The sequence below is a fragment of the Thalassotalea crassostreae genome, from assembly GCF_001831495.1.
GTDB lineage: Bacteria > Pseudomonadota > Gammaproteobacteria > Enterobacterales > Alteromonadaceae > Thalassotalea_A > Thalassotalea_A crassostreae.
Genome location: NZ_CP017689.1, coordinates 1 through 25,102, shown reverse-complemented (window position 1 = coordinate 25,102; position 25,102 = coordinate 1). Strand labels below are relative to the sequence as shown.

The 25,102-nt window shown below is 40.6% G+C and carries 21 protein-coding genes; 7 read left to right on the top strand and 14 right to left on the bottom strand.

Annotated features, from left to right (window positions below; all coding sequences use genetic code 11):
* Positions 1-5: 5 nt before the first annotated feature.
* On the bottom strand, positions 6-1,661 hold the full coding sequence (locus LT090_RS00105) for an acyl-CoA synthetase (RefSeq protein WP_068547019.1): 1,656 nt from the start codon (positions 1,659-1,661) through the stop codon (positions 6-8).
* 193 nt (positions 1,662-1,854) lie between these two features.
* Here LT090_RS00105 and purE point away from each other — a divergent pair, with 193 nt between their 5' ends.
* Together purE and LT090_RS00095 are read left to right on the top strand one after the other, a co-directional pair.
* Positions 1,855-2,337, top strand: a complete 483-nt coding sequence (gene purE, locus LT090_RS00100) for a 5-(carboxyamino)imidazole ribonucleotide mutase (protein ID WP_068547020.1) — start codon at positions 1,855-1,857, stop codon at positions 2,335-2,337.
* Between the two features lie 5 nt (positions 2,338-2,342).
* Complete coding sequence (locus tag LT090_RS00095; RefSeq protein ID WP_068547021.1) at positions 2,343-3,503, top strand: 5-(carboxyamino)imidazole ribonucleotide synthase; 1,161 nt, start codon at positions 2,343-2,345, stop codon at positions 3,501-3,503.
* 108 nt (positions 3,504-3,611) lie between these two features.
* On the opposite strand, the gene LT090_RS00090 is transcribed toward LT090_RS00095, so the two are convergent.
* From LT090_RS00090 to LT090_RS00075, 4 genes are all read right to left on the bottom strand, one after another.
* Entirely contained in the window at positions 3,612-4,172 is a 561-nt protein-coding gene (locus LT090_RS00090; RefSeq protein WP_068547022.1) for a DNA topoisomerase family protein, read from the bottom strand.
* 145 nt (positions 4,173-4,317) lie between these two features.
* Positions 4,318-4,791: a DUF494 family protein gene (locus LT090_RS00085; RefSeq protein WP_068547023.1), complete on the bottom strand. Its 474-nt coding sequence runs from the start codon at positions 4,789-4,791 to the stop codon at positions 4,318-4,320.
* Between the two features lie 11 nt (positions 4,792-4,802).
* Positions 4,803-5,939 carry a DNA-processing protein DprA gene (gene dprA / locus LT090_RS00080; RefSeq protein WP_068547024.1) on the bottom strand — a complete coding sequence of 379 codons (1,137 nt, stop codon included), beginning with the start codon at positions 5,937-5,939 and terminating at the stop codon, positions 4,803-4,805.
* A gap of 57 nt (positions 5,940-5,996) precedes the next feature.
* The gene (locus tag LT090_RS00075) at positions 5,997-7,094 is read right to left on the bottom strand and encodes a LysM peptidoglycan-binding domain-containing protein (RefSeq protein ID WP_068547074.1); all 1,098 of its coding nucleotides are present in this window, start codon (positions 7,092-7,094) and stop codon (positions 5,997-5,999) included.
* 148 nt (positions 7,095-7,242) lie between these two features.
* Here LT090_RS00075 and def point away from each other — a divergent pair, with 148 nt between their 5' ends.
* The 4 genes from def to trkA all read left to right on the top strand — a co-directional run bounded on the left by def (position 7,243) and on the right by trkA (position 11,601).
* On the top strand, positions 7,243-7,755 hold the full coding sequence (def, locus tag LT090_RS00070; RefSeq protein WP_068547025.1) for a peptide deformylase: 513 nt from the start codon (positions 7,243-7,245) through the stop codon (positions 7,753-7,755).
* A gap of 118 nt (positions 7,756-7,873) precedes the next feature.
* Complete coding sequence (gene fmt, locus LT090_RS00065; RefSeq protein WP_068547026.1) at positions 7,874-8,836, top strand: methionyl-tRNA formyltransferase; 963 nt, start codon at positions 7,874-7,876, stop codon at positions 8,834-8,836.
* Positions 8,837-8,855: 19 nt separating this feature from the next.
* Positions 8,856-10,151, top strand: coding sequence for a 16S rRNA (cytosine(967)-C(5))-methyltransferase RsmB (gene rsmB, locus LT090_RS00060; RefSeq protein ID WP_068547027.1), 1,296 nt, complete (start codon positions 8,856-8,858; stop codon positions 10,149-10,151).
* 76 nt (positions 10,152-10,227) lie between these two features.
* The gene (gene trkA / locus LT090_RS00055) at positions 10,228-11,601 is read left to right on the top strand and encodes a Trk system potassium transporter TrkA (RefSeq protein WP_068547028.1); all 1,374 of its coding nucleotides are present in this window, start codon (positions 10,228-10,230) and stop codon (positions 11,599-11,601) included.
* A gap of 93 nt (positions 11,602-11,694) precedes the next feature.
* On the opposite strand, the gene LT090_RS00050 is transcribed toward trkA, so the two are convergent.
* From LT090_RS00050 to pepQ, 3 genes are all read right to left on the bottom strand, one after another.
* Positions 11,695-13,146: a TrkH family potassium uptake protein gene (locus tag LT090_RS00050; RefSeq protein WP_068547029.1), complete on the bottom strand. Its 1,452-nt coding sequence runs from the start codon at positions 13,144-13,146 to the stop codon at positions 11,695-11,697.
* 103 nt (positions 13,147-13,249) lie between these two features.
* On the bottom strand, positions 13,250-13,921 hold the full coding sequence (locus LT090_RS00045; protein WP_082897215.1) for a YigZ family protein: 672 nt from the start codon (positions 13,919-13,921) through the stop codon (positions 13,250-13,252).
* A 54-nt stretch (positions 13,922-13,975) separates the two neighbouring features.
* Positions 13,976-15,295 carry a Xaa-Pro dipeptidase gene (gene pepQ / locus LT090_RS00040; RefSeq protein ID WP_068547030.1) on the bottom strand — a complete coding sequence of 440 codons (1,320 nt, stop codon included), beginning with the start codon at positions 15,293-15,295 and terminating at the stop codon, positions 13,976-13,978.
* Between the two features lie 169 nt (positions 15,296-15,464).
* Here pepQ and tusA point away from each other — a divergent pair, with 169 nt between their 5' ends.
* Positions 15,465-15,710: a sulfurtransferase TusA gene (gene tusA, locus LT090_RS00035; RefSeq protein WP_068547031.1), complete on the top strand. Its 246-nt coding sequence runs from the start codon at positions 15,465-15,467 to the stop codon at positions 15,708-15,710.
* Between the two features lie 137 nt (positions 15,711-15,847).
* On the opposite strand, the gene glyS is transcribed toward tusA, so the two are convergent.
* The 6 genes from glyS to dnaA form a co-directional block, all read right to left on the bottom strand.
* Positions 15,848-17,914, bottom strand: coding sequence for a glycine--tRNA ligase subunit beta (gene glyS / locus LT090_RS00030; RefSeq protein WP_068547032.1), 2,067 nt, complete (start codon positions 17,912-17,914; stop codon positions 15,848-15,850).
* Positions 17,914-18,834: a glycine--tRNA ligase subunit alpha gene (gene glyQ / locus LT090_RS00025; RefSeq protein ID WP_068547033.1), complete on the bottom strand. Its 921-nt coding sequence runs from the start codon at positions 18,832-18,834 to the stop codon at positions 17,914-17,916. Before glyQ ends, glyS begins: the two co-directional genes overlap by 1 nt.
* 233 nt (positions 18,835-19,067) lie before the next feature.
* Positions 19,068-21,506 carry a DNA topoisomerase (ATP-hydrolyzing) subunit B gene (gyrB, locus tag LT090_RS00020; RefSeq protein WP_068547034.1) on the bottom strand — a complete coding sequence of 813 codons (2,439 nt, stop codon included), beginning with the start codon at positions 21,504-21,506 and terminating at the stop codon, positions 19,068-19,070.
* Position 21,507: 1 nt separating this feature from the next.
* Positions 21,508-22,599 carry a DNA replication/repair protein RecF gene (gene recF, locus LT090_RS00015; RefSeq protein ID WP_068547035.1) on the bottom strand — a complete coding sequence of 364 codons (1,092 nt, stop codon included), beginning with the start codon at positions 22,597-22,599 and terminating at the stop codon, positions 21,508-21,510.
* 13 nt (positions 22,600-22,612) lie between these two features.
* Positions 22,613-23,716 carry a DNA polymerase III subunit beta gene (gene dnaN / locus LT090_RS00010; RefSeq protein ID WP_068547036.1) on the bottom strand — a complete coding sequence of 368 codons (1,104 nt, stop codon included), beginning with the start codon at positions 23,714-23,716 and terminating at the stop codon, positions 22,613-22,615.
* A gap of 15 nt (positions 23,717-23,731) precedes the next feature.
* The gene (gene dnaA, locus LT090_RS00005) at positions 23,732-25,102 is read right to left on the bottom strand and encodes a chromosomal replication initiator protein DnaA (RefSeq protein WP_068547037.1); all 1,371 of its coding nucleotides are present in this window, start codon (positions 25,100-25,102) and stop codon (positions 23,732-23,734) included.

Genomic DNA, 25,102 nt, shown 5'->3' with positions numbered 1-25,102 from the left:
AATGGCTAAGCTGATTTATCCAAAGTAAATAGATTTTTCACTTTCTCACGCAGAATGAATTTTTGAATTTTACCGGTAGAAGTTTTCGGTAGCTCTGCAAAAATAATGGTTTTAGGACACTTAAAGCGAGCCATTTCATTACGACAAAACTCTATTATTTCCTCTTCCGTTGCACTTTCTCCTGGCTTTAAGTCAACGAAAGCACAAGGCGTTTCACCCCATTTTTCATCGGCTCTGGCAACAACCGCAGCTTCCATAATCGCTGGGTGTCGATATAAAACCCCTTCGACCTCAACCGACGAAATATTTTCGCCACCAGAGATAATAATATCTTTCGAACGATCTCGTATTTCAATGTAACCATCGGGGTGTTTAACCGCTAAATCGCCGGAGTGAAACCATCCTTGTTCAAAGGATTCTTCCGTCGTTGCTTGGTTTTTCAAATACCCTTTCATTGTGGTATTGCCACGAAACATGATTTCACCAATGGTTTCAGCATCACATGGAACCGGTTGCATCGTTTCAGGGTCAAGTACATCACAATCTTCTTGAGTCGGGTAACGAATACCTTGTCTAGCTTTTAACGCTGCACGTTCGTCATCGCCTAACTCATCCCATTCATCTTTCCATTGGCTTACCACACACGGTCCATAAACTTCAGTTAAGCCATAGCTTTGAGTAATATCAAAACCTAACGCTTCCATACCTTTTATAACCGCCGCAGGTGGCGGAGCGCCAGCGGTCATTGCTTTAATATCGTGCGGTACTTTTTGTGCTAATTCTTCGGTTAATTCAGTCGGCGCATTAAGTATCATATTAAGTACAATTGGCGCACCACAAAAATGAGTAACTTGGTTTTCAACCATAGCCTCAACGATGGCATTAACCTCAACTTGGCGAAGGCACACATGAGTGCCACCAACGGCTGTTATCGTCCACGGGAAGCACCAACCATTGCAATGGAACATTGGCAGAGTCCATAAATACACAGAATTCTCGCCCAATGGCCAAATCATATTGTTGCCCAAGGCATTCAAGTAGGCGCCGCGATGTGAATAAACCACGCCTTTAGGATTACCCGTGGTACCCGAGGTATAGTTTAGCGCCATCGCATCCCATTCATCTTCAATCAGATGTTCAAATGGTTCGGCGCTGCCTTCAGCCAATAAATCTTGGTACTCTATTTCACCCATTAAGCGGCCATCGACACATTCATGGTCAACAATATCGATAATCATAGGGTTACGATCAGATAAGGCGACGGCTTGTTGCATAACATCGATATAAGCCGTATCAACGAGTAATACATCGGTCTCAGCGTGGTCGAGTATAAAAGCTAAATTGGCGGCATCAAGGCGAGTATTTAACGAATTGAGTACTGCACCAATCATAGGTACGGCAAAATGAGCGTCTAAAAATGCAGGAATATTGGCTGCCATAATTGTCACTGTGGTGCCTTTTTTTACGCCTCTGGCAACGAGTGCTGAAGCCAATCGATTAACGTTTTTATTAAACTCTTGATAAGTGAATGATTCACTACCGTAAACGATTGCTTTACGCTGAGGATACAGTTGTGCTGTGCGCTTTAAAAAGTTAACTGGTGTCAATGCTTGATGATTAGCAGCGACTTTTTCAAGGCCACGAATATATTTTTCAGACATGTGAAGTCCCCTCTTATGCTATATGATAATGATGAAACTAAATTAAAGATTAGACAATCCGACCTTAGTCTAGGAGAAATTGTTTAAATAATCTTCGTTACTATATTGGGTATTAGTATAAACAAGGGTATAATGCGCCCTTATTTTTTACCCTTGTGGGTACAACAAGAATTAAATTAAAAGGTATAAAGACATGACTGTGGGTATCATCATGGGTTCAAAATCAGATTGGCCAACCATGCAACATACGGCTGAAATGTTAGATCTATTAAAGGTTCCTTATGAAACTAAAGTAGTTTCAGCACACAGAACTCCGCATTTACTTGCCGAATACTCTGAGTCAGCAAAAGCACGTGGCATCAAGGTAATTATTGCTGGCGCAGGTGGCGCGGCACATTTACCGGGAATGGCGGCAGCATTTACCAGCTTGCCTGTTTTAGGTGTTCCAGTTCAATCAAAAGCCCTTAGTGGTCAAGATTCTTTATTATCAATTGTGCAAATGCCAAAAGGTATTGCCGTAGGTACATTAGCGATCGGTACAGCTGGTGCCGCTAACGCCGGTTTATTAGCCGCGCAAATTTTAGGTACTCATGATGAAGCTATCATGGCGAATATCGAAGCATTTCGTAAAGCGCAAACCGAAAACATCTTAAATAACCCAAATCCTGCGGAATAATTGCAATGAACAAGGTATTGGTACTGGGCGCTGGTCAATTGGCACGCATGATGAAGTTAGCAGGCGCTCCGTTAAACCTAGATATTAAAGCATTTGATGTTAGAACAAATAAAGTCGTTCACCCTATTGCTAACGAATATACCTTTGGTGATTTAGCCTCGGGTATCGCACAAGCGGATGTGATCACAGCTGAATTTGAACATGTAAAACATGATGTTTTAGCTCAATGTGAAGCGTCCGGTAAATTATTGCCATCTAGCCAAGCAATTAAAATCGGCGGTGACCGCCGTTTAGAAAAAGCCTTGCTAGAATCATGTCAGGTTGCCAATGCGAAACATCGAGTCGTAGATACATACAGTGACTTTAGTAATGCCGTAAGTGATTTAGAGCTACCGATCATCTTTAAAAGCGCTCTTGAAGGATATGATGGTAAAGGTCAATGGCGTCTAAAAGATATGAGCCAAGCTGAAGCTATTTGGGCCGACATGGAAGCGTTCGTAAAAGGCGCTAACACTTCGGTTCCACAAGGCATTATTGCTGAACAAATGGTGCCATTTGATCGCGAAGTATCGATTGTCGGTGCGCGTAATAAAAACGGCGAGATAGCGGTTTACCCTATCACTGAAAACCACCATACCAATGGTGTTCTAAGTGTCAGTCTTGCTTTACCTGTTGCAGAAAAATTACAACAACAGGCGTTTGAAGTATTTAGTAAAATCACTAATAAATTGGATTACGTTGGCGTGCTCGCTATCGAATTTTTCCAACTAGGCGATACCTTACTGGTAAATGAGATAGCACCTCGAGTTCACAATTCTGGTCACTGGACACAACAAGGCACTGATACTTGTCAATTTGAAAACCATTTGCGTGCAATTTGCAATATGCCTCTAGGTAATACCGAATTAATACGCCCTACTGCGATGATCAACATTTTAGGTGAAGATAACGTTCCAGAAGACGTATTAGCTATAAGTGGGGTTGCAATACATTGGTACAATAAAGGAAAGCGTGTTGGCCGTAAAATGGGTCACATAAACGTTTGTGCAAACAGCGAACAGCAACTTGCCGATAAGCTAACCAAGCTAGCCTCAATATTAGATCCTAAAGCATTTGAAGATCTGCAACAATTTGCTGATATGCTGCAAAGCAGAGTTAACCAGTAATGGCTTAAAAGCGATTAATTAATTACTAAAAAGGGAGCTGAAGTCAGCTCCCTTTTTGCTTTTTGCTTTTTGCTTTTTGCTTTTTGCTTTTTGCTTTTTTAGTTAGTATTAGTCAGCTTGAAAGTGATTACACTTTTTACTCGCACATTGATGCTTTTCACCGGCCGCCATTTTTCGTTTTAATAACAGCTCAAAGCCACACTTTTCACAGCTTCCTGGCTCAGGCTGGTGGTTAACAACAAACTTGCACTTAGGGTAATTGTCACAAGAATAGAAAGTTTTACCATAGCGACTTTGTTTCTCCGATAAGTGGCCCTTTTTACAAAGTGGGCAAACAACATCGGCAACAACTTCATTCTCTTCGTGTTCTATATGGTGACATTCAGGAAAGTTGGTACAGCCAATAAACATCCCGTATCGACCTTGCTTAACCGCTAACTCATTGCCACATTCTGGACACTCGGTACCCACTAAAGTTTGTTGTTCAAACTTTTCCTGTTCGACAATAGGTCTTGAATAACTACATGCCGGGTAACTTACACAGCCAATAAAAGCGCCTGCTTTTGAATTTTTCACCGCAAGCTCACTGCCACAGTCAGGACAAACCTCATATGCTTTTTCTAAAGCATGTTCATGTTTTCTAAATAACGGGTCGTTGTCTTTAGTCATAGTGGTTTGATAGCGGAACTTAATGGCTTAATTTTGAGGTTAATTATGACAAAAAAAAGCACCTAGCATAAGAGCTAAATGCTTATTTATCGAACAACCCTAGGATTATCGGTATTATTTTGTGATGTTTAGCACCGGATAAATATTAGTGCAGTGGCCCATCACACTCGTCAAAGATCAAATCTTCCATTTGTGAATAAGCGGATTCTTTGCCCGGTACGTTAAATAGCACCATTAGAACAACCCACTTTAAATCGTCAATATTAAAGTCATTAGTATCAATTTCCATCACTCTATCAACTACCATTTCTCGGGTAGCAAAATCGAGTAAGTTCACTTGCTCTAAAAACATTAAAAAGCCTCGACATTCAACATCAAGTACACGAGCTTCTTCATCTGTATAAATACGAACAGATGTGCCTGGGCGACGAGTTAGGTATGGATAGGCATCACTGTTTTGCAACGCGGCAAGTTTTTCTATCCAAGAAAGTGCTTTGTAAATCTCATCCTGATGAAAACCAGCGCGAGTGAGTTCATCGGTAATTACATCGTGATCGACCATTACTTCGGCGTCACTATGGATATAGTTTTCAAAAAGATACATAAGAATATCGAACATAACTATCCCCTTTAAGTGCCAGCATGATGGCAATTATTATTGTTGTCATGCAATTTGATATAGCCTCCCGGTACCGCAGCTACCAGACCTCTAAGCTCTAGCGTCATCAATCGGGTTAGGACTTCCTCTGTGGGAAGTTGACTCCGAGAAACCACCATGTCTACGGAAGTAGTTTCATAATCCACACTACTCAACAATTCATCGATAAACAAGCCATTTTGACCAGTTTTTTTAGATTTTTTTTTCTGCTTTTGTTGCAGCCCAGTAAAATTAGGCAACGACAAACAATTGCTAATATCTGACACCTCATCGACCAAAATTGCACCTTGCTTTATTAGACTGTGACATCCCTTAGATTGTTCATTATTGATTGCCCCTGGCATAGCAAACACTTCTCGATTTTGCTCTAACGCACTGCGCGCAGAAATCAGCGAGCCACTTTTAATTTTTGCCTCAACCACAAAGACACCTAATGCCATGCCAGTGACAATTCTATTACGCCTAGGAAAGCATCCTGGATGGGGCTTTGACCCTGGAATATTTTCACTAACGATGCAGCCATTATTTTCTAAAATTTCATTGGCTAAGGTCTTGTTTCGCGCCGGATAAACAATATCTAATCCAGTGCCAACCACAGCGATTGTAAAATTGTTCGCGATCAGGGCGCCACGATGAGCGGCTGTATCGATACCAAGCGCCAAACCTGAGGTAATCACTAACTGAGAGGACAATTGCGCGGCAAAATAGCGGGTATGCTCTCTAGCAGCAAAGGTGGCATCACGAGAACCAACGATGGCAAGTTGTGGTTTATTTAATAGTTCAATGTTGCCTTGTGTGAACAAAACTATAGGTGGATTTTCGGTTTGCTTAAGTAATTGTGGATACTGCTCATCCTGATAGCAAACCAAGCTAATATTGTGACGGCTACAGGCTCGTTCAATGTCTTTAATGAACTTGAGATTGGGATTAGCTACTGCACTGACTTGCTTGGCATTTAAACCTAAACTGCGCAGTTGCAAAGAGGTTAGATTAAAAATCCCTGCAATGGAGTATTCGTTGATCAGGGATATTTTGATATTACTGGCTAGACGCGGGATTAACCTTAACGCCAGCCAGCATTGTGTTGCACTGAGTTGTACTTTTGACATTTTCTCATCCTTAAGAAAAATGCCCTATCAGAGATTTATTATTATTTTAATGCCTCGTTACGGGGCGCTAACTGTATCTTCAATATATACTGGCTTTTTCGTTGCTAACACAATCGCCAAGCTAGTTTTATCTAAAACCTTAAACACCATCAAATGACCAATGTTTTCCACAGGCATATCGACGCGCTTTTCATTCTCACTAGAACTGGTTAGTCGATACCAACTTGAAGCATCTTCACTATAAATTGGCCCATCTGCAGTTTCGATAACTTCTGGCGACTGACGATTAATCGCGTAAACATCACCCATTTCAATATTAGAACCGATGCCTTGGTTTAGCACTACGACTTCAAACTTACCAAATTCACGAGCTAAGTTATGTGACGAAATCATGCGAGCATCAATGGTTTTATCCTGAACCAATTGCATTTCATAAAAACTTGGTAATAATTGTCCTTCATTCACTGGCTTCACGATTGCACCAGCTCGTAATTCACGCTTTGACGAAGTCAAAAGCAGTGTTGATGGCTTGTTAGTTTCAGCATCACCATTACGTAACCCGTTCGCAGTACCAACAAGTATAGCGTAATAGCCCAAATGTTCATTGCTTACAGGATCTAAAATTTCTTCACCTTTTTGATAAATCGCATAGTTTTGGTTTGGCTCAAGTTCACCGTTAACGTATAAAAGTGCACCTTCCATGTTCGATTTATATTTTTCATCGCCGCCAAGAACAATCGGAGCACTATCAATATCTTCATCCGTTAGTACTGTCGAATAATTCAGATACGGCGCCAACACTTCCAATGGCAAGATGGTAATTGGATTTTGTTGTTTTAAGGTCTTTCTCGATTGAGGTGACCATTTTAATTCAGGCTTGCCTTTAACCAGCATAGGTTGCCCTTGCTCGTCATAGACTAAACGCAACTCATCACCAGGATAAATAAGGTGCGGGTTATTTATCTCTGGGTTCATGCGCCATAATTTTGGCCACAACCATGGCTCATTGAGGAAGATGCCAGAAATATCCCAGAGGGTATCTCCTTTTTTCACAACATAAGTTTTAGGTGCATCATCTTTAATTTGCAATACATCAGCAAGAGCAAAGGTTGACGAAAATATAAAAAATATTGTTATTAGTATTTTTTTAAACATGCTTTTTCGGTCCATTTCAAGCAAATAACTAGGGCAAATCGCTTAAATACTTGCCATTCGTTATAAAGCGCTATTATTAATATTAAATAATGGCTAAAATTAAAACATAACACTCTATCTCGATAATCGCTATTGTTTTGTAAATATTATGACTATTTTAAATGTATTACGCTTTCCCGATGAACGTTTACGCACCATCGCTAAAAATGTAGACGAAGTTACTGATGAGACTCGAAAAATCATCGATGACATGTTTGAAACTATGTATGACGAAAATGGTGTCGGCCTAGCCGCAACGCAAGTTGATATTCATCAACGCATCGTTGTCATGGACACCTCAGATGATCAGTCAAATCCATTAGTATTAATCAACCCTGAAATCACCAACACTAGTGACGAAGTAATGATTAATGAAGAAGGCTGTTTATCGGTGCCCGGTAATTACGCCAAGGTTGAGCGCCACTGCCAAGTTACGGTAAGTGCCCTTGATCGTGACGGTAAGCAATACAGTTTTGATGCCGATGAATTATTAGCTATTTGTATTCAACACGAACTCGATCACTTAAAAGGTGTGCTGTTTGTTGATTACCTTTCGCCTTTAAAGCGTCAAAGAATTAAAGCGAAATTAGAAAAAGAAGCTCGTCTAGCTGCGCGCGGATAGTCGGAAACCGATTAGCGAGCCGACTTAACTTGAATGAACTAACGGCTGTATTCGGTTAGTTCGTTTGCGTTAAAACAGATAATTGAAACCATAACCCATAGATACGTGGAAACCTATTTTGTCTAAACCACTTGATATTATTTTTGCCGGCACACCTGATTTTGCGGCCAAGCATTTGCAAGCTCTCATTGACTCAACACATAACGTCAAAGCGGTATATTGCCCTGAAGATAAACGCGCCGGCCGTGGTAAAAAAATCGTTTTTTGCCCAGTAAAGCAACTTGCACTGGAACATAATATCCCGGTTGAGCAACCCGTAAACTTTAAGGAGCAAAGCGCTCAACAAACTCTAGCAAGTTACAATAGCGATGTGATGGTTGTTGTCGCTTATGGCTTATTGTTACCGGAAGTGATCCTTGAAACACCAAAACTAGGTTGCGTTAATGTTCACGGTTCATTGTTACCTCGCTGGCGCGGTGCCGCGCCTATTCAACGCTCAGTTGAAGCTGGCGACGCAGAAACCGGCGTAACGATTATGCAAATGGATAAAGGTCTAGATACCGGCGCAATGTTGTTAAAGGCAACTTGCGCTATCGACAGCAATGATACTAGCGCCAGTATCTATGAAAAACTAGCTGTCCTTGGCCCACAAGCACTGCTAGAGACGATGGCAATGATGGCAGATGGTACCCATACAGCAACAGCACAAGATAACGCCCTTGCTAATTACGCAGAAAAGTTAAATAAAGAAGAAGCGGTAATTGATTTCACTTTGACGGCAGCCGAACTTGATAGAAAGATCCGAGCATTTCAACCTTGGCCGTTTGCGCAAATTCATTTGACCGTAAACGATGAACTGCAACGCATTAAGGTATGGCAAGCTGAGCCTATTAATGTAGACGGAAAACAGAACGATGTTACTGGCGTCATAGTCAGCGCAGATAAAAGCGGCATCGTGGTTAGTACCAAATGCGGTGCACTTAAGTTAACCAAACTGCAATTACCCGGTAAAAAGCCAATGGCTGTTGCTGATATATTAAATGGTCGCGCTGACTGGTTTAGCGTTGGCACTCAATTATAGTTTGAGCTGAGATACGCTAATGAGCAAAAATATCAGAGCTTTGGCAGCACGTTGTTTATACGCCGTTGTTGATCAAGGACGTTCTCTATCGCAAGAGTTACCGAAACAACAAGCCTTAGTTGAATCAGGTAAGGACAAAGGCCTGTTGCAGGAGTTTTGTTATGGTGTACTGCGTTATCTGCCAGAACTTGAACACCATGTGCGCCAGTTTGTAAAAAAGCCTCTTACCGGTAAACAACGAGTCTTTCATTTTTTAATGATCGTCGGTATTTACCAAATTAAATATACCCGTATTCCAGATCATGCCGCCGTTGCCGAAACGGTAGCAGCGACAGCAATTTTGAAAAATCGTCATTTAAAAGGCATGGTCAACGCTGTTTTAAGAAACTTCCAACGTCTCGATTCGACCGAATTAGATGATAGTGTTGCCGAGCCTGTGCGATTTAATCATCCCGGTTGGTTGATTAAGAAGCTGAAAGCAGGCTATCCCGAGCAGTGGCAAAACATATTGACTGAAAATTTACAGCGACCACCAATGTGGCTGCGAGTGAATCAGCAAAAAACTGACGTTGAACAATATTTAACTTTGCTTGAAGATGTTGATATTGCAGTAAAATATATTGCACCAGTAAGTAATGCGATTTTGCTCGAACAAGCGGTTGACGTTACTAAATTGCCAAATTTTGCTGATGGTTGGGTATCAATTCAAGACGGAGCAGCGCAAGCTGCCGCGCCATTATTATCAGCACGAAGTGACGATAATATTTTAGATTGCTGCGCCGCGCCTGGTGGCAAGACCTGTCATATTTTAGAGCTTACACCAGATATTAAAGCAATGACCGCTATTGACGTTGAGCCTGAGCGCTTAGTTAGAGTTGAAGAGAATTTGGCTCGTTTGGGTTTAACCGCGAACGTTATTGCCGGTGATGCTGCAAATCCTATAGATTGGTTCGATGGCGAGCTATTTGATCGTATTTTATTAGATGCACCCTGCTCTGGTACCGGCGTAATACGTAAAAACCCTGATATTAAGTGGTTAAGAAAGGCATCCGACATTGATAACTTGGTGGTATTACAACAACAAATTTTAGCGGCCATTTGGCAACTGCTGAAACCCGGTGGCACAATGATTTATGCAACCTGTTCAATTTTGCCTGAAGAAAATACAATGCAGGTCTCTCGATTTGTCGAGCAAAATGCTGACGCGACGCTGGCGACCATCGATATGGGGCAAGACGCTAAAGATTGGCAAATTTTACCCGGTCAAGACTCGATGGATGGCTTTTATTATGCGAAACTGTTAAAAAAGTCGTAGAAAGTAGCTCGTTTCACTGGCAAAAGCCAAGAAAGCGGTAATAATAACGATAACAATGCTAAGTAATTAAAAACAAATGAAAATAATCATTTTAGGTGCAGGCCAAGTAGGTGGCACGCTGGCAGAAAATTTAGTCGGTGAAAATAACGACATCACACTAGTTGATAGTGACTCTAATAAACTTCGTGAGTTACAAGATAAGCTAGATTTGCAGGTGGTAACTGGAAACGGTGCTCACCCAGATGTTTTATATAAAGCTGGCTGTGAAGATGCCGATATGATTATTGCTGTGACCAGCGACGATGCAACAAATATGATTGCTTGTCAGGTTGCATACACCCTATTTAGTACCTTCACTAAGATTGCTCGTATTCGCAGTGAGCAAATTCTTAAGCGTGAAAAAGATCTATTCCACAATCAAAACATTCCTGTTGATCACATTATCGCTCCAGAGCAACTAGTTACCCGAGATATCGCGCGACTAATTGATTACCCAGGTGCTTTGCAAGTGCGAGATTTTGCCGAGGGCAAAGTGTCATTGGTTGGTATCCGCGCCTATTATGGTGGTCTATTAGTCGGACATGCACTGTCGACAATACGTGAGCATATACCGAATATTGATACCCGTGTTGCCGCAATTTATCGTAAAGGCAAGCCAATTCGTCCATTAGGGACCACGGTTATTGAAGCCGATGATGAAGTATTCTTCATCTCAGCTGCCGGTCATATCCGTACAGTAATGGCAGAATTACAAAAACTCGAAGAAGGCTATCAGCGTATTATGATTGCTGGTGGTGGTCATATTGGTGCCGGTTTAGCGCGTAAGTTAGAGAAAAACCATAAAGTTAAGATCATTGAGCGAAATCCTAAACGTGGTGAGTACTTATCAAATGAGTTAAATAGCTCGTTGGTGTTTATTGGTGACTCTTCCGATATTGAGTTGTTGAAAGAAGAACACATTGATAGAACCGATGTATTTATTGCCGTTACCAACGATGACGAAGCAAATATTATGTCTTCTATGTTGGCTAAACGTCTTGGCGCGCGCAAAACAATCGCTCTTATTCAACGTGGTGCCTATTTAGATTTAGTTGATAATAGTGTTGATATCGCTGTATCACCGCAACAAGCAACTATTTCAGCGTTGTTAACCCATGTCCGTCAAAGTGGTGTTGTAAATGCCTATAGTTTACGTCGTGGTGCGGCTGAAGCAGTCGAAATTGTTGCGCAAGGTGATGAGCAATCATCGAAAATTATCGGTCGTCAAATTCGTGAAATTAAATTGCCGCCGGGTACGACCATTGGCGCTATCGTTCGCGGCGACGAAGTGTTAATTGCCCACTCTAATACGGTGATCAAAACAGACGATCACGTTATTTTGTTCTTAGTAGACAAGAAATACATTCATCAGGTTGAGAAGTTATTCGCAGTAAGTGCGATTTTCTTTTAGGCCGCTCTTTTAAACAACTTTTTTCAATACCTTTTTTCAATACCTATAGTCCCGAATTGGTTTCGGGACCTCTAGCTATACGCTGTTTAGTTTTTATGAACGCCAGAATGCTGGCATAAACAGTACCAGTAAAGTAAATATTTCTAAACGACCAAACAACATCGCTAAAATAAGCACCCACTTACTAAAGTCATTGATCGATGAAAAGTTTGCCGCGACCTCACCAAGACCAGGGCCGAGGTTATTTAAACACGCTGCAACGGCAGTAAAGGCGGTAAGCTCATCAATGCCACTGAGCATCAATAACAACATACAGACAACAAATATAGCCGCATAAGCAGAGAAGAAGCCCCAAATCGCATCGACGACTTTATCTGGTAACGCTTTGCGACCAAGTTTAATCGTTATAACCGCTTTCGGGTGGATTAAGCGATTAAGCTCGCGAATACCTTGTAAATACAATAACAAGACTCGCATTACTTTCATGCCACCACCGGTAGAGCCAGCACAGCCACCAACGAAACTCGCAAAAATTAGCAGTATCGGTAACATTGCCGGCCAATCGGCGAAGTTTGTTGTGGCAAATCCAGCGGTGGTACTTATCGAAACAGCTTGGAACATGGCATCATCGAATGCTTGTTCAAAGCTACTTGAATGGCCATAGGCAAGCAACGAGAAGAAACAAATCAGCGTTAATACTACTTGAAAAGAAATGAAGGTTTTAAACTCAGGATCGAAAAAGTAAGTTCTAATACTCTTCGAACTAAACGCAGCAAAATGCAAAGCAAAGTTAACACCAGCGATAATCAAGAAGAACACACAAATCATGTTGATTATCGGCGACTCAAAATACCCCATTGATGCATCGTGCGTCGAAAAACCACCAATTGCAATTGTTGAGAATGAATGAGAAATCGCATCAAATGCCGACATACCAGCAAACCAATATGACAGCGCGCAAGCAACGGTTAAGGTTAAGTATATATACCAAAGATGTTTTGCTGTATCGGCAATCCGCGGCGTCATTTTTGAATCTTTTACCGGGCCAGGTGTTTCCGCTCGATAGAGCTGCATGCCACCGACACCAAGCATAGGTAATACGGCAACAGCTAATACGATAATACCCATACCACCTAACCACTGCAGCTGCTGGCGATAGAATAATACCGCATGAGGTAAGCCATCAATTTGGGTAAGGATTGTTGCACCAGTCGTTGTTAGACCAGAAAACGATTCGAAGAAGGCATCGGTTACCGATAAATCAGGTGTTTCGGTAAGCATTAACGGAACGGAAGAGAAACTTGCCAGTACGGTCCAAAACAAAACAACGATAAGAAAGCCTTCACGGGCTCTTAATTCGCCTTTTTGGTCACGGTTTGGATACCAAAATAAGAAACCAGTGATCAAGCATAGAACAAAGGCCATCAAAAATGCCACACCACCACCATCGCGGTAAATTAGCGATACGGCCGCTGGCGGTAACATGGTGACACTCAGAATGGTCACCAATAACCCTAAAATTCTGATGATATTACGGTATTGCATTGATTATTATATTTTTGCTGCAAGCTTTGTTAGCTCTGAATATAGCATAACAATCTTGAAAGTGTCGTGGCAATTAACAATTATTTGGCAATTGCGAAGTTAGTTACTCTTTGATTGTATTAGTATTATCTCGTTTCACCGAAACGCGAGCGGCAGTTAATTTTGTTACCCGGTCACAAAAACTATCTACGTCAACAATCGGTAAGCTAATAACCATGACCACATCAATACCGTAATCTTGGCTAACCACCTCGCCATTGCTGAGTTTTATCGCATGCTCTATGTCCTTTACTTGCTGATAATCACAATGCAAAGAGACCTGTTCAATCGGTGTTTTTAAAGTCGTAGGAAGTAAGTCGATGGCCTCACGGACGCTTAAACCATAAGCTCGTTGCAGTCCACCGGTACCAAGCTTAGTGCCACCAAAATAACGGGTTACTACAGCACATATTTCACCAATATTGCTGCCTTGCACGGCTGCTAACATAGGTTTACCGGCGGTACCACTTGGTTCGCCGTCATCACTAAAGCCATAAGCTTGGCTATTTTCAGGTCGATCGCTAATAAAGGCATAACAGTGATGCGAGGCATCTGGGTATTGCAGCCTTATTTTTTCGATGAAAGATTTTACCGCAGCGTTGTTATCACAATGCTCAATGGCACAAATAAAACGGCTGCGGTTTACCACGGTCTCTACTTCAATACTGCTTGCAGGTATCAAATATGGAGTCACATTAGTGCTAACTTTTTTGCTATTAACCTTGTTGTTAGCCATTGCTAAATAACCAAGTGTTATTGACTAAAGAGATCACCGTGGCCGCTATCGTGATTAAGCTAACTTAAAGTCTCGAGTCATATTTTCAATACCGTCATCATGGACAATGACATTATCTTCGATACGGATACCGCCAAACTTACGAAGTTGCTCTATTTTAGTCCAGTTAATGCTGTCTTTATGTTTAGATTTAGATAAATCCGTTAAGAACTGGTCAATAAAGTAAAGGCCAGGTTCGATAGTAAACACTTGCTTACTTTCAATGCCACGAGATGTACGTAAGAATGGGTGTTCGCTTGGTGTATTAACGTGCGTACCTTTATCATCACTCATAAAGCCGCCCATATCGTGCACTTGTAAGCCAAGGTGATGACCTAGACCATGTGGATAGAAATGACGAGTAACCCCTTCATTAACCATAGCTTCAGTGTCCATAGTTACGATGTTAAAGCGATTTAAGATCTCCGCTAACATGTGGTGGTTTTTAATGTGCAGATCAACGTAACTTGCACCAGGCACTAGTCCACTGCACAATTCGAGTTGCATCACATTCATTGCTTCGATTAGGTCGGAAAACTCATTTTTCTCAAATGCATAAGTTCGAGTAATGTCTGACGCATAGCCATGAAAGCTTGCACCAGCATCAATTAGGAATGAGTGATGTTGTGCCGGTCTTTGCTTTTCTAGAGCGGTGTAATGCAATATTGCGCCATTTTCATTTAAGGCAACAATATTTCCATAAGGGACATCATTATCACCTTGACCAACGGCACTTAGGTAGGCCAATTGAATTTCAAATTCACTGGCTTTAGCAAAGAACGCTTCTTTAGCCGCATTATGACCGAGTACCGCCAAACGATTAGACTCTCTCATACAAACAAGTTCATAGTCAGTTTTGTAGGCGCGGTGATAGTGGAAGTAATTCAATAAGGCATCAGGGTTTTTAAGTTCAAAGCCAAACTTATCTGCAACATCTTCATGGGCGCCAATATACGCAACACCCTGCTTGTTGTTTGGTAAAATGTCAGCAACTTCATCGGCACTACCAATGATTTTGATATCAAAAAAGTCGGTCCAATAATCTTGTTCTAGTTTGGTCACTTTGTGCCAAAAATCTAATGGTTGGTAAAACGCAAGTACTGGTTTATCTTTGCCATTTACAACTAACCAACAATTTGGTGTTTCAGTGACCGGCAACCAAGCCTTAAAGTGTGGATTGGTTTTAAACGGTGAATACATATCATCAAGGAATATTTTACTGGCAAAACCAGCATGAATAGCGATAGCCGATAAGCCTTCACGTTCAAGAATGGTTGCAGTACGGTTTTGTAGTTCAGTGATGTGTGCCGGATAATATTTGGCTAAATCTTTCATATGTATTACTTCTGTATGTATAAAATTTGGGGCGAATAATAGCACAGCTTTTTAAGTGCGAGTAGTATTTGCCCTTCTGGTTAAATTAATTAAAACTTGTTTAACCTAATAAGTTAAATTTACAATAGCGCTATTATTAACTTTGTTATAAACAATCACGTGAATCTTTATGAGTAATGAACTATTTGATGCTGCCGATCATAGCCTTGATGCACTTGGGTTACGATGTCCCGAGCCAGTAATGATGGTGCGAATGAATATTAGAAAAATTAATTCAGGTGAGACATTACTCATTATTGCCGACGACCCTTCAACTACCCGTGATATTCCAAGTTTTTGTGAATTTATGGAACATGAATTATTGGCAAAAGATAGCAATGATAATGTCTATCGCTATTTGATTAGGAAGGTTTAGTTTTATTCTCTGCACTCTGTGGGAGGTTGCGACGTTCGCCGCAATGACGGTGTAAAAACTCTTAAAACAGTTCAACGTCATTCCGGCGAAGGCCGGAACCTCGTGTTGTCACAATGTGCTTAAGTTATAGCAACTCTTTACTGCAGTAATGAGATATCTGCCACATTAAAGAAGCTGGCTCTTAGCTTGCTAAGAAGGGTTAAACGGTTAGTTTTAACCTGTTCATCATCAGCCATAACCATAACGTTATCAAAGAACGCATCTATCGGTTCACGTAAGCTAGCTAACTTAGTTAAAGCTTGTTGGTATTCTTTATTAGCAAATAATGGCGCTAACTCAGCATTTAGAGCGTTGTATGCGTTAGCAAGGTCTATCTCAAAGCTTTCAGTCGCTAGGTCAAAGTTAAACTCCGAGAATAGCTCGCCTTCAAATTTCGCTAAGATATTACCAACTCGTTTGTTGGCCGCTGCAAGTGCTTGAGATTCATCAAGTGTTCTAAAGTAACTTACCGCTTGTACACGTTGGTCAAAATCTAAAGGTGCGGTTGGCTTGTTCGCTAACACCGCTTGAATGACATCAACGCTAATGCCCTGCTCTTGATAGAAAGAGCGGAAACGTCCCATGATAAATTCGATAACATCAGCAGCAGTATTGTCATTGCTTAACTTGTTACCGTATGACTCGATACTAACCGCGAGTAAATCTGCAATATCTAGAGCAAGTTGTTTTTCAATGATGATACGTATCAAACCAATTGCCGCACGACGCAATGCAAATGGGTCTTTATCACCTTTTGGTGGCTGATTGATACCAAAAATACCAACTAAGCTATCCACTTTATCGGCGATAGCAACACTCGCACCGATATTACCTTTAGGTAAACTATCGCCGGCAAATCTTGGACGATATTGATCTTCAAGGGCTTGCGCGACATCAGCAGTTTCACCATCATTCTGTGCGTAGTATTTCCCCATTGTGCCCTGCACTTGAGGGAATTCTAATACCATATCTGACATCAGGTCAGTCTTAGATAATAGACCAGCGCGATAGGCGTTATCAGCGTTTTCGTTCAAACTACTCGCAATGTGTTTACTTAACGTTGCGATACGCTCAGATTTATCCTTTAATGTACCAAGTTGTTTTTGGAACAATACGTTTTCAAGGCTAGCTAAACGGCTTTCTAAGCTTTGCTTTTTGTCGGTTTTAAAGAAGAACTCAGCATCTGCTAATCGCGGGCGAATAACTTTTTCGTTACCACGGATAACTTCTGCAGGCTGCTTAGATTCAATGTTAGTGACAAAAATAAATTTCGCTAAAAGTTCATCGTTTTTCGCCATAACTGGAAAGTACTTTTGATGGTCTTTCATCGAGTAAATTAGAGGCTCTGCAGGTACGTTTAAGAAGTCGTCATCAAAACTCCCCACTAACACTGATGGCCATTCGTTGATTGATGTAACTTCGTCAACTAACTCATCATCAAGTAAAGCAGTCGCGTTAAGTTCTGCAGCTGCTGCATTAACGTCAGCGATAATCTTATTACGACGAACTTCGTAATCAGCGATAACGTGCGCACTTTCTAAAGTTGCTTCGTAGTTATCTGCATGGTCTAAGGTAATGTTACCGTCAAAATGGAAACGATGACCTTGTAACTCATTCGCAGATTGGATACCTAACACTTCACCAGCAATCACTTCGTCACCGTACATCATCGTTAATGTATGTACCGGGCGAATAAATTGAATACGACTGCTGCCCCATCGCATCGGTTTTGGAATAGGTAACTTAGCCACGGCATTTTGTACGATTGCAGTAATCAAATCATTAATCGATTGACCTTTTTGCGTCGCTTTATGTAATAACCATTCACCTTTGTCGGTAACTAAGCGTTCAGCTTGCTCAACGGTTATACCATTTGAGCGGGCCCAACCTTGAGCTGCTTTAGTTGCGTTGCCTTCTGCATCGAATGCAACATTGGCAGCTGGACCACGTTTTTCCACAACTTTGTCAGCTTGCTGTTGCTCAAGTTGCTTAACCATAACCGCTAAGCGACGAGGTGTAGCGAACCATTTTGCTTCTGTATAACCTAAGTTAGCGGCAGTTAGTTGCTCAGTGATTGAATTGTAAAAAGCGGTCGCTAATGTTTTTAGCGCCTTCGGTGGTAATTCTTCAGTACCTAATTCTATTAGAAGAGTATTAGTATTCATTATTTACTCTCCTTTGATTGTTCTGTACGACATAAAGGGAAACCTAGTTCTTCACGAGCTGCATAGTAGGCAGTTGCACATGCTTTAGCTAATGTACGAACTCTTAAAATATAACGTTGACGCTCGGTAACCGAGATAGCATGACGTGCATCAAGTAAGTTAAACGCATGAGATGCCTTCATTACTTGCTCGTAGGCTGGCAATGGTAAACCAAGTTCAATTAGCTTAGCGCTTTCCGCTTCACATACATCAAACTGAGTAAATAATGCGTCAACATTAGCATGTTCAAAGTTATAAGCAGATTGCTCCACTTCGTTTTGGTGGAAAACATCACGGTAATATACTTTACCCATTGGGCCATCAGCCCATACTAAGTCGTAGATACTATCTACGTTTTGGATGTACATTGCTAAACGTTCTAGACCGTAGGTAATCTCGCCAGTGACTGGTGCACATTCAAGACCACCAACTTGTTGGAAATAGGTAAATTGAGTTACTTCCATACCGTTTAACCAGATTTCCCAACCTAGACCCCAGGCGCCTAAAGTTGGCGATTCCCAGTTGTCTTCAACGAAGCGGATATCGTGAACTAAGGTATCAATACCAATCTCTTTTAAAGAGTTTAAGTATAATTCTTGGATATTCTTAGGTGATGGTTTTAACACAACTTGAAATTGATAGTAGTGTTGTAAACGGTTTGGGTTTTCACCGTAGCGGCCATCGGTTGGACGACGGCATGGCTGCACATAAGCACTGCTCATTGGCTCAGGACCAATTGAGCGTAAGAATGTCATAGGATGGAAAGTACCAGCCCCTACTTCTAAATCTAATGGTTGAACAATAACGCAACCTTGGCGCGCCCAATATTCCTGTAATTTCAGGATCAGGCCTTGGAATGTTTTGATATCAAATGTGCTCATGAATACCAGTAATCTATTAAGTTAAAAAAATGCCGTCAATTATAACGACTGTTTAGTTATTCGACTAGCGTTAATTGTAGGTGTTATGTAACGTTTGCATAGTTTGTGTAAGTTTAGGGATTGGTAGGGAGCTATTTCTATTAGTTCACAGCGTGTTCATTGAGGTGGCTGATATAAAAAAACCAGCTTGTTAGCTGGTTTCTTAGTATTTTTCTATGCGTAATTAAACCAAACTATACGTCCAAGTTAGCTACGTTCAGTGCGTTTTCTTCGATGAAGTTACGACGAGGTTCAACATGGTCACCCATCAATGTAGTAAACAGTTGATCAGCACCAATTGCGTCTTCGATGGTCACTTGCAGCATACGACGAGTTTCAGGATCCATGGTAGTTTCCCATAATTGCTCTGGGTTCATTTCACCTAGTCCTTTATAACGCTGAATGTATTGACCACGTTCTGATTCTTTTAGTAACCAAGCACGGGCTTCAACAAACGATTTAACCGGTAATACTTTCTCACCACGCTTAACGTAAGCACCTTCTTCAAGTAAGCCGTTAATAGCGCTGTTAAGGTCCATAACAGCCTTAAACTCTGACGAATGGATAATGTCGTAACCTAAGCGATAAAGTGTATCTATGCCGTGTAGACGAACTGTAATAGCAGGCACGTAGATATTGCGTTCTGCGTCATGTTCAACATCTGAAGAATATAAAGTTGAACTATCGCCTTGATCAGCTAGAAGTTCTACGAAAGTCTTCGTCCATGCTTCAACTTTAGCTTTATCGGTAAAGTCATCTTTGCTAATTACCGGTGCATATACTAATTGCTCTAGCACTGATTCAGGTAAGTGACGTTTCATACGATCGATGATAACCATAGTTTCACGATACTGATTAAATAACTGCTCTAATGCCAAACCAGAAATTCCTGGAGCATTTTCGTTTACATGTAAAGACGCATTATCTAATGCAAGAGTCGTAAAGTACTCTTCTTTTTGAACATCGTCTTTTAAGTATCTTTCTTGCTTACCTTTCTTCACTTTGTAAAGTGGTGGTTGAGCAATATAGATGTAACCGCGTTCGATTATTTCTGGCATTTGACGATAGAAGAAAGTTAACAATAAAGTACGGATGTGAGAACCATCGACATCGGCATCGGTCATGATTACGATTGAGTGATAACGCATTTTCTCTGGGTCATACTCATCTCGACCAATACCACAACCTAACGCAGTAATTAACGTGCCAACTTCTTGTGAAGAAATCATCTTATCAAAACGCGCTTTTTCAACGTTTAAGATTTTACCCTTCAACGGTAAGATTGCTTGGTTTTTACGATTACGACCCTGCTTGGCAGAACCGCCGGCAGAATCACCCTCCACAATATATAGTTCAGAAAGTGCAGGATCTTTTTCCTGACAATCTGCTAACTTGCCAGGTAAACCAGCAATATCTAATACACCTTTACGACGAGTCATTTCGCGAGCTTTTCGAGCAGCTTCACGAGCACGAGCAGCATCAACAATTTTCATGATGATAGTTTTTGCTGTGCTTGGGTTTTCTAATAGGTACTCACCTAGTTTCTCACCCATTGCTTGTTCAACGGCAGTTTTAACTTCACTTGAAACAAGCTTATCTTTTGTTTGTGAAGAGAACTTAGGATCAGGCACTTTAACAGAAATTACAGCAGTTAAACCTTCACGAGCGTCATCACCACTTGCGTTCGTTTCGGCACCACCTTTAGCTTTCTTATTTAAGCCTTCTTTACTCATATAAGAATTCAACGTACGCGTTAATGCGGTACGGAAACCACTTAAGTGAGTACCACCATCACGTTGTGGAATGTTGTTGGTAAAACAGTGGATATTTTCTTGGAAACCATCATTCCATTGCATTGCAACTTCTACAACAATGCCATCATCACGAGTTAAGTCGAAGTAGAAAACTTCTTCGTTTACCGGAGTTTTATTGGTATTTAGATAATCAACGAATGCTTGAATACCACCTTCATAGAAGAAGTGATCTTCACGACCATCACGTTCATCAATAAGACGAATTGACACACCAGAGTTCAAGAATGATAATTCACGAATACGTTTCGCTAAGATGTCATAGTGGAAAATGGTATCAGAAAATGTTTCTGCACTTGGCCAGAAACGAACTTGAGTCCCTGTTTTCTCAGTTTCACCAATAACAGCAAGTGGCGCTGCTGGCTCACCCATATTATAAGTTTGTTCATGAACTTGACCAGCTCGACGTACGGTTAATTCAAGTTTAGAACTTAGTGCATTTACAACAGAGATACCCACACCATGAAGACCACCAGATACTTTATAGCCAGAATCTTCACCACCAAATTTACCACCTGCATGAAGTACAGTCATAATAACTTCGGCTGCGGATACGCCCTCTTCTGGGTGAATATCGGTAGGAATACCACGACCATCATCTTTAACAGATACTGAGTTATCACCATGAATAGTAACCACGATATCACTACAGTGACCAGCTAATGCTTCATCAATAGAGTTATCTAAAACCTCGAAAACCATGTGATGTAAACCAGTACCATCATCGGTATCACCGATATACATGCCTGGTCTTTTTCGTACTGCATCAAGTCCTTTTAAGACTTTAATACTGGACGAGTCATAATCATTTTCTACACTCATTTTATTCGCCTTGCGTTATTTCCGTTATTTCGCCATGTTTCACGTGAAACATTTTATAACCTTGTTGTTCTGGAATTATTGGTTCCAGTGCATTATTGTCAATTGCCGTTATAAATAACTGACAATTTAATTCTTTTATTGCAGTCGCTAAAGCGCTTCGAGAACCGCTATCTAACTCTGCGCCAATATCATCGATTAACAATATTGGTGTTACCTGCTGACTATTAAATATCAAACTTGCTTGTGCAATAGTGAGTGCCATCAGGAACAATTTTTGTTGACCGCGAGAAAGCACTTGTTCGATGTTTGTCTTATCACAATGAAAACTTACATCAAATTTATGAGCACCAAATAGTGAATGCCCGTACTTTAGTTCTCTCTCATTATTTTCAGCCAGAACATCAGCTAGGTCTTTTTTACCTGCCCAGCCCTGACTGTAACTTAGTCTAATTTTTTCTTTTAAACTTGGCAGTAAAATAGTTAACCAAGGTTCTAATTCTTCCGACAACGTATCAATATACTGTTTGCGGATGTCGGCCAGCTGCTTTGAATACTGACAAAATTCAGTTGTCCAGTAATCGAATTGCTGCCCTCTTATTCTATTTTTTAAACATGCATTACGCTGAATTAACACTTTTCTAAAGTTTCGCCACAACTCTGCGTAATGATGTTCCACGTGAAACAATCCTAAATCTACGAACTTACGTCGCTCTTTAGGACCTCCAAAAAACAATCGAAATGTCTCTGGAGTAATCACCTGCACTGCTATATTTTTTGCTAAATCCGAAAGCCTAAACTTGCTGTCGCCATTTATCTTTATGTTAAATAGGCCATCTTTATATCTTTGAACACCAAGTTGATTACTTTTATCATCTCGAGCACTGACGACAAATGCGTCGTGTTCTTTGGAAACTAAGTTTTCTATTCTTGTTGTTCTAAACGATTTACCATGACCTAGAAAAAAAATACTTTCTAATAAACTACTTTTACCACTACCATTGTTACCAATAATTAAATTTAATTTTTCGTCAAAACTGTTATTGGTTGCAGCTAAATTTCTAAAATTATTTACGCTTAACTTAGTAATGCTCATTCAATCAACGAATCTACAAACGCATTGGCATGATCACGTAAATCGCTTCACCTGAATCGTGCCCTTCTATTACTACACTCGAATTTGCATCTGACAAGGTAAACTTAACTTTGTCGTCTTTAATCGCACCAAGCACATCGATGATGTAACTTACGTTAAAGCCAATCTCTAAAGAATCAAATGGGTATTCAATTTCTAAATACTCTTCAGCTTGCTCTTGCTCTGGGTTATTCGCGGTAATTTTTAGTTCGTTAGTTTCGAAATTAAGACGAACACCTTTGAACTTTTCATTGGATAAAATTGACGCTCGCGATAATACCTGGCGAAGTTCTTCCTTATTGATGCTTAAAACTTTATCGCCGTTTCTTGGTAATACACGACGATAATCAGGGAAACGCCCATCGACTAACTTACTAGTAAATGAGAAATTTGAGTCAATAATACGAATATGATTACTACCCAAAAATATTTGAATATCTTCATCAACCGGGTCGAGTAATCGAATAATTTCAAGAATACCCTTACGAGGAACAATTACTTGTCTTGCTGGTAAAGTAAGTTTTTCATTGCCTATCTTACAAATCGCTAATCTATGTCCATCGGTAGCTACTGATCGAATTTCATTATTTTCAGTTTCTATCGACATACCATTTAGATAATAACGAACATCCTGGTTTGCCATCGAAAAATGCGTGCTCTCTATCAATCGTAATAATTGAGATTTTTTCAGAGTGAATTCTACATCACCCTGCCACTGTTCAATGTTTGGAAAATCTGTTGCTGGTAAGGTAGCTAATGAATAACGACTACGACCACACTTAATACTTATTGATTCGCCATCTTGCTCAAACTCAATAACTGAATCATCAGGCATGCTCTTACATATATCGAGAAGTTTACGGGCTGGTACGGTTACTTTTCCGTCCGGTCCTTGGTTATTAACTTCCGTATTAGAGACCATCTCAAGCTCTAAATCAGTAGCTATCATAGTAAGTGATTGCCCACTAACGTCTAATAAAACATTACCAAGAATGGGTAATGTGCTTTTTCGCTCTACTGCGCCTGATACCAATAAAAGTGGTTGTAAAAGTAAATCCCTAGTTAATGAAAATTTCATTATTTTATACCCTATTTACGATGATAGTGTTCTTATTAGATTTGAATAGTCTTCTTTTATATCATGTGTTTCTTCTCGTAACGATTTAACTTTACGACAAGCATGCAATACAGTGGTGTGATCTCTGCCACCAAATGCATCTCCAATCTCAGGTAAACTGTGATTAGTCAATTCTTTCGCTAATGCCATAGCTATTTGTCTAGGTCGAGCAACCGACCTATTTCGTCGCTTCGACAAAATATCGGCAACTTTAATTTTGTAATACTCTGCAACGGTACGTTGGATATTATCTATAGTAACAAGTTTATCCTGTAACGCTAGTAGATCACGCAACGCTTCTCGGACAAAATCTATGGTGATTTGGCGACCGGTGAAATTAGCGTTTGCAATAACTCGATTTAATGCACCTTCAAGCTCTCGAACATTAGAACGTAAACGCTTAGCGATAAAAAACGCCACTTCGTCAGCAAGGTTGGTATTACTCTCTTGCGCTTTACGTTTTAATATAGCGACTCGGGTTTCTAACTCAGGTGGTTCGATAGCTAAGGTTAGTCCCCAACCAAATCGAGACTTTAATCGATCTTCAACACCCTCAATTTCTTTCGGGTATCTATCACTGGTTAAGATGATTTGTTGGTTGCCTTCTAATAATGCATTAAAGGTATGAAAAAACTCTTCTTGAGTACGTTCTTTTTTAGCAAAAAACTGAATATCATCGATTAATAGTGCATCAACACCACGATAATATTGTTTAAACTTTTCTATCTCGTTGTTTTGTAACGCTTTAACCATATCTTGTACAAAACGTTCTGAATGCATGTATGCTATTTTTGCGTTCGGTTTATTACGCAATATACCGTTACCTACTGCATGTAATAGATGAGTTTTTCCTAAACCAGTACCGCCGTATATAAACAGAGGGTTATAGGCTTGACCCGGATTATCGGCTACTTGCGACGCCGCAGCTCGCGCTAACTGGTTAGATTTACCTTCAACGAAATTATCAAAAGTATACTTATCGCGAACGTTAGTGGTTTTTGCCGCTACGTTAGGTAAGAATGAATCGCTATTATTGTCTTTAGGTGCTGCTTGAACCGCTTCACTTTTATTAGCAGCTGGCACTGTTGTTTCAACATCCGCAGGTTTACTACCTACATCAAAACGCAGCTGAATAGGATCACCACTAACTTGGTGGTTTATTAATTGTGTAATGCGGCCAATATATTTTTCGCGCACCCAATCTAGAACAAATCTATTTGGTGCGTATAAAGTCATCGTATTGTTATTCACAACACATTGCAGAGGACGGATCCACATACTAAATTGTTGGGCAGGCAATTCTTCTTCAAGAACTGATAGGCAACTTTGCCAGAGTGAGTGTTCCAC

Excerpts from the sequence above, each read along its gene's own strand:
- LT090_RS00105 (WP_068547019.1), bottom strand. The coding sequence starts at position 1,661 with ATGTCTGAAAAATATATTCGTGGCCTTGAAAAAGTCGCTGCTAATCAT.
- purE (WP_068547020.1), top strand. The coding sequence starts at position 1,855 with ATGACTGTGGGTATCATCATGGGTTCAAAATCAGATTGGCCAACCATG.
- LT090_RS00095 (WP_068547021.1), top strand. The coding sequence starts at position 2,343 with ATGAACAAGGTATTGGTACTGGGCGCTGGTCAATTGGCACGCATGATG.
- LT090_RS00090 (WP_068547022.1), bottom strand. The coding sequence starts at position 4,172 with ATGACTAAAGACAACGACCCGTTATTTAGAAAACATGAACATGCTTTA.
- LT090_RS00085 (WP_068547023.1), bottom strand. The coding sequence starts at position 4,791 with ATGTTCGATATTCTTATGTATCTTTTTGAAAACTATATCCATAGTGAC.
- dprA (WP_068547024.1), bottom strand. The coding sequence starts at position 5,939 with ATGTCAAAAGTACAACTCAGTGCAACACAATGCTGGCTGGCGTTAAGG.
- LT090_RS00075 (WP_068547074.1), bottom strand. The coding sequence starts at position 7,094 with ATGTTTAAAAAAATACTAATAACAATATTTTTTATATTTTCGTCAACC.
- def (WP_068547025.1), top strand. The coding sequence starts at position 7,243 with ATGACTATTTTAAATGTATTACGCTTTCCCGATGAACGTTTACGCACC.
- rsmB (WP_068547027.1), top strand. The coding sequence starts at position 8,856 with ATGAGCAAAAATATCAGAGCTTTGGCAGCACGTTGTTTATACGCCGTT.
- trkA (WP_068547028.1), top strand. The coding sequence starts at position 10,228 with ATGAAAATAATCATTTTAGGTGCAGGCCAAGTAGGTGGCACGCTGGCA.
- LT090_RS00050 (WP_068547029.1), bottom strand. The coding sequence starts at position 13,146 with ATGCAATACCGTAATATCATCAGAATTTTAGGGTTATTGGTGACCATT.
- LT090_RS00045 (WP_082897215.1), bottom strand. The coding sequence starts at position 13,921 with ATGGCTAACAACAAGGTTAATAGCAAAAAAGTTAGCACTAATGTGACT.
- pepQ (WP_068547030.1), bottom strand. The coding sequence starts at position 15,295 with ATGAAAGATTTAGCCAAATATTATCCGGCACACATCACTGAACTACAA.
- tusA (WP_068547031.1), top strand. The coding sequence starts at position 15,465 with ATGAGTAATGAACTATTTGATGCTGCCGATCATAGCCTTGATGCACTT.
- glyS (WP_068547032.1), bottom strand. The coding sequence starts at position 17,914 with ATGAATACTAATACTCTTCTAATAGAATTAGGTACTGAAGAATTACCA.
- glyQ (WP_068547033.1), bottom strand. The coding sequence starts at position 18,834 with ATGAGCACATTTGATATCAAAACATTCCAAGGCCTGATCCTGAAATTA.
- gyrB (WP_068547034.1), bottom strand. The coding sequence starts at position 21,506 with ATGAGTGTAGAAAATGATTATGACTCGTCCAGTATTAAAGTCTTAAAA.
- recF (WP_068547035.1), bottom strand. The coding sequence starts at position 22,599 with ATGAGCATTACTAAGTTAAGCGTAAATAATTTTAGAAATTTAGCTGCA.
- dnaN (WP_068547036.1), bottom strand. The coding sequence starts at position 23,716 with ATGAAATTTTCATTAACTAGGGATTTACTTTTACAACCACTTTTATTG.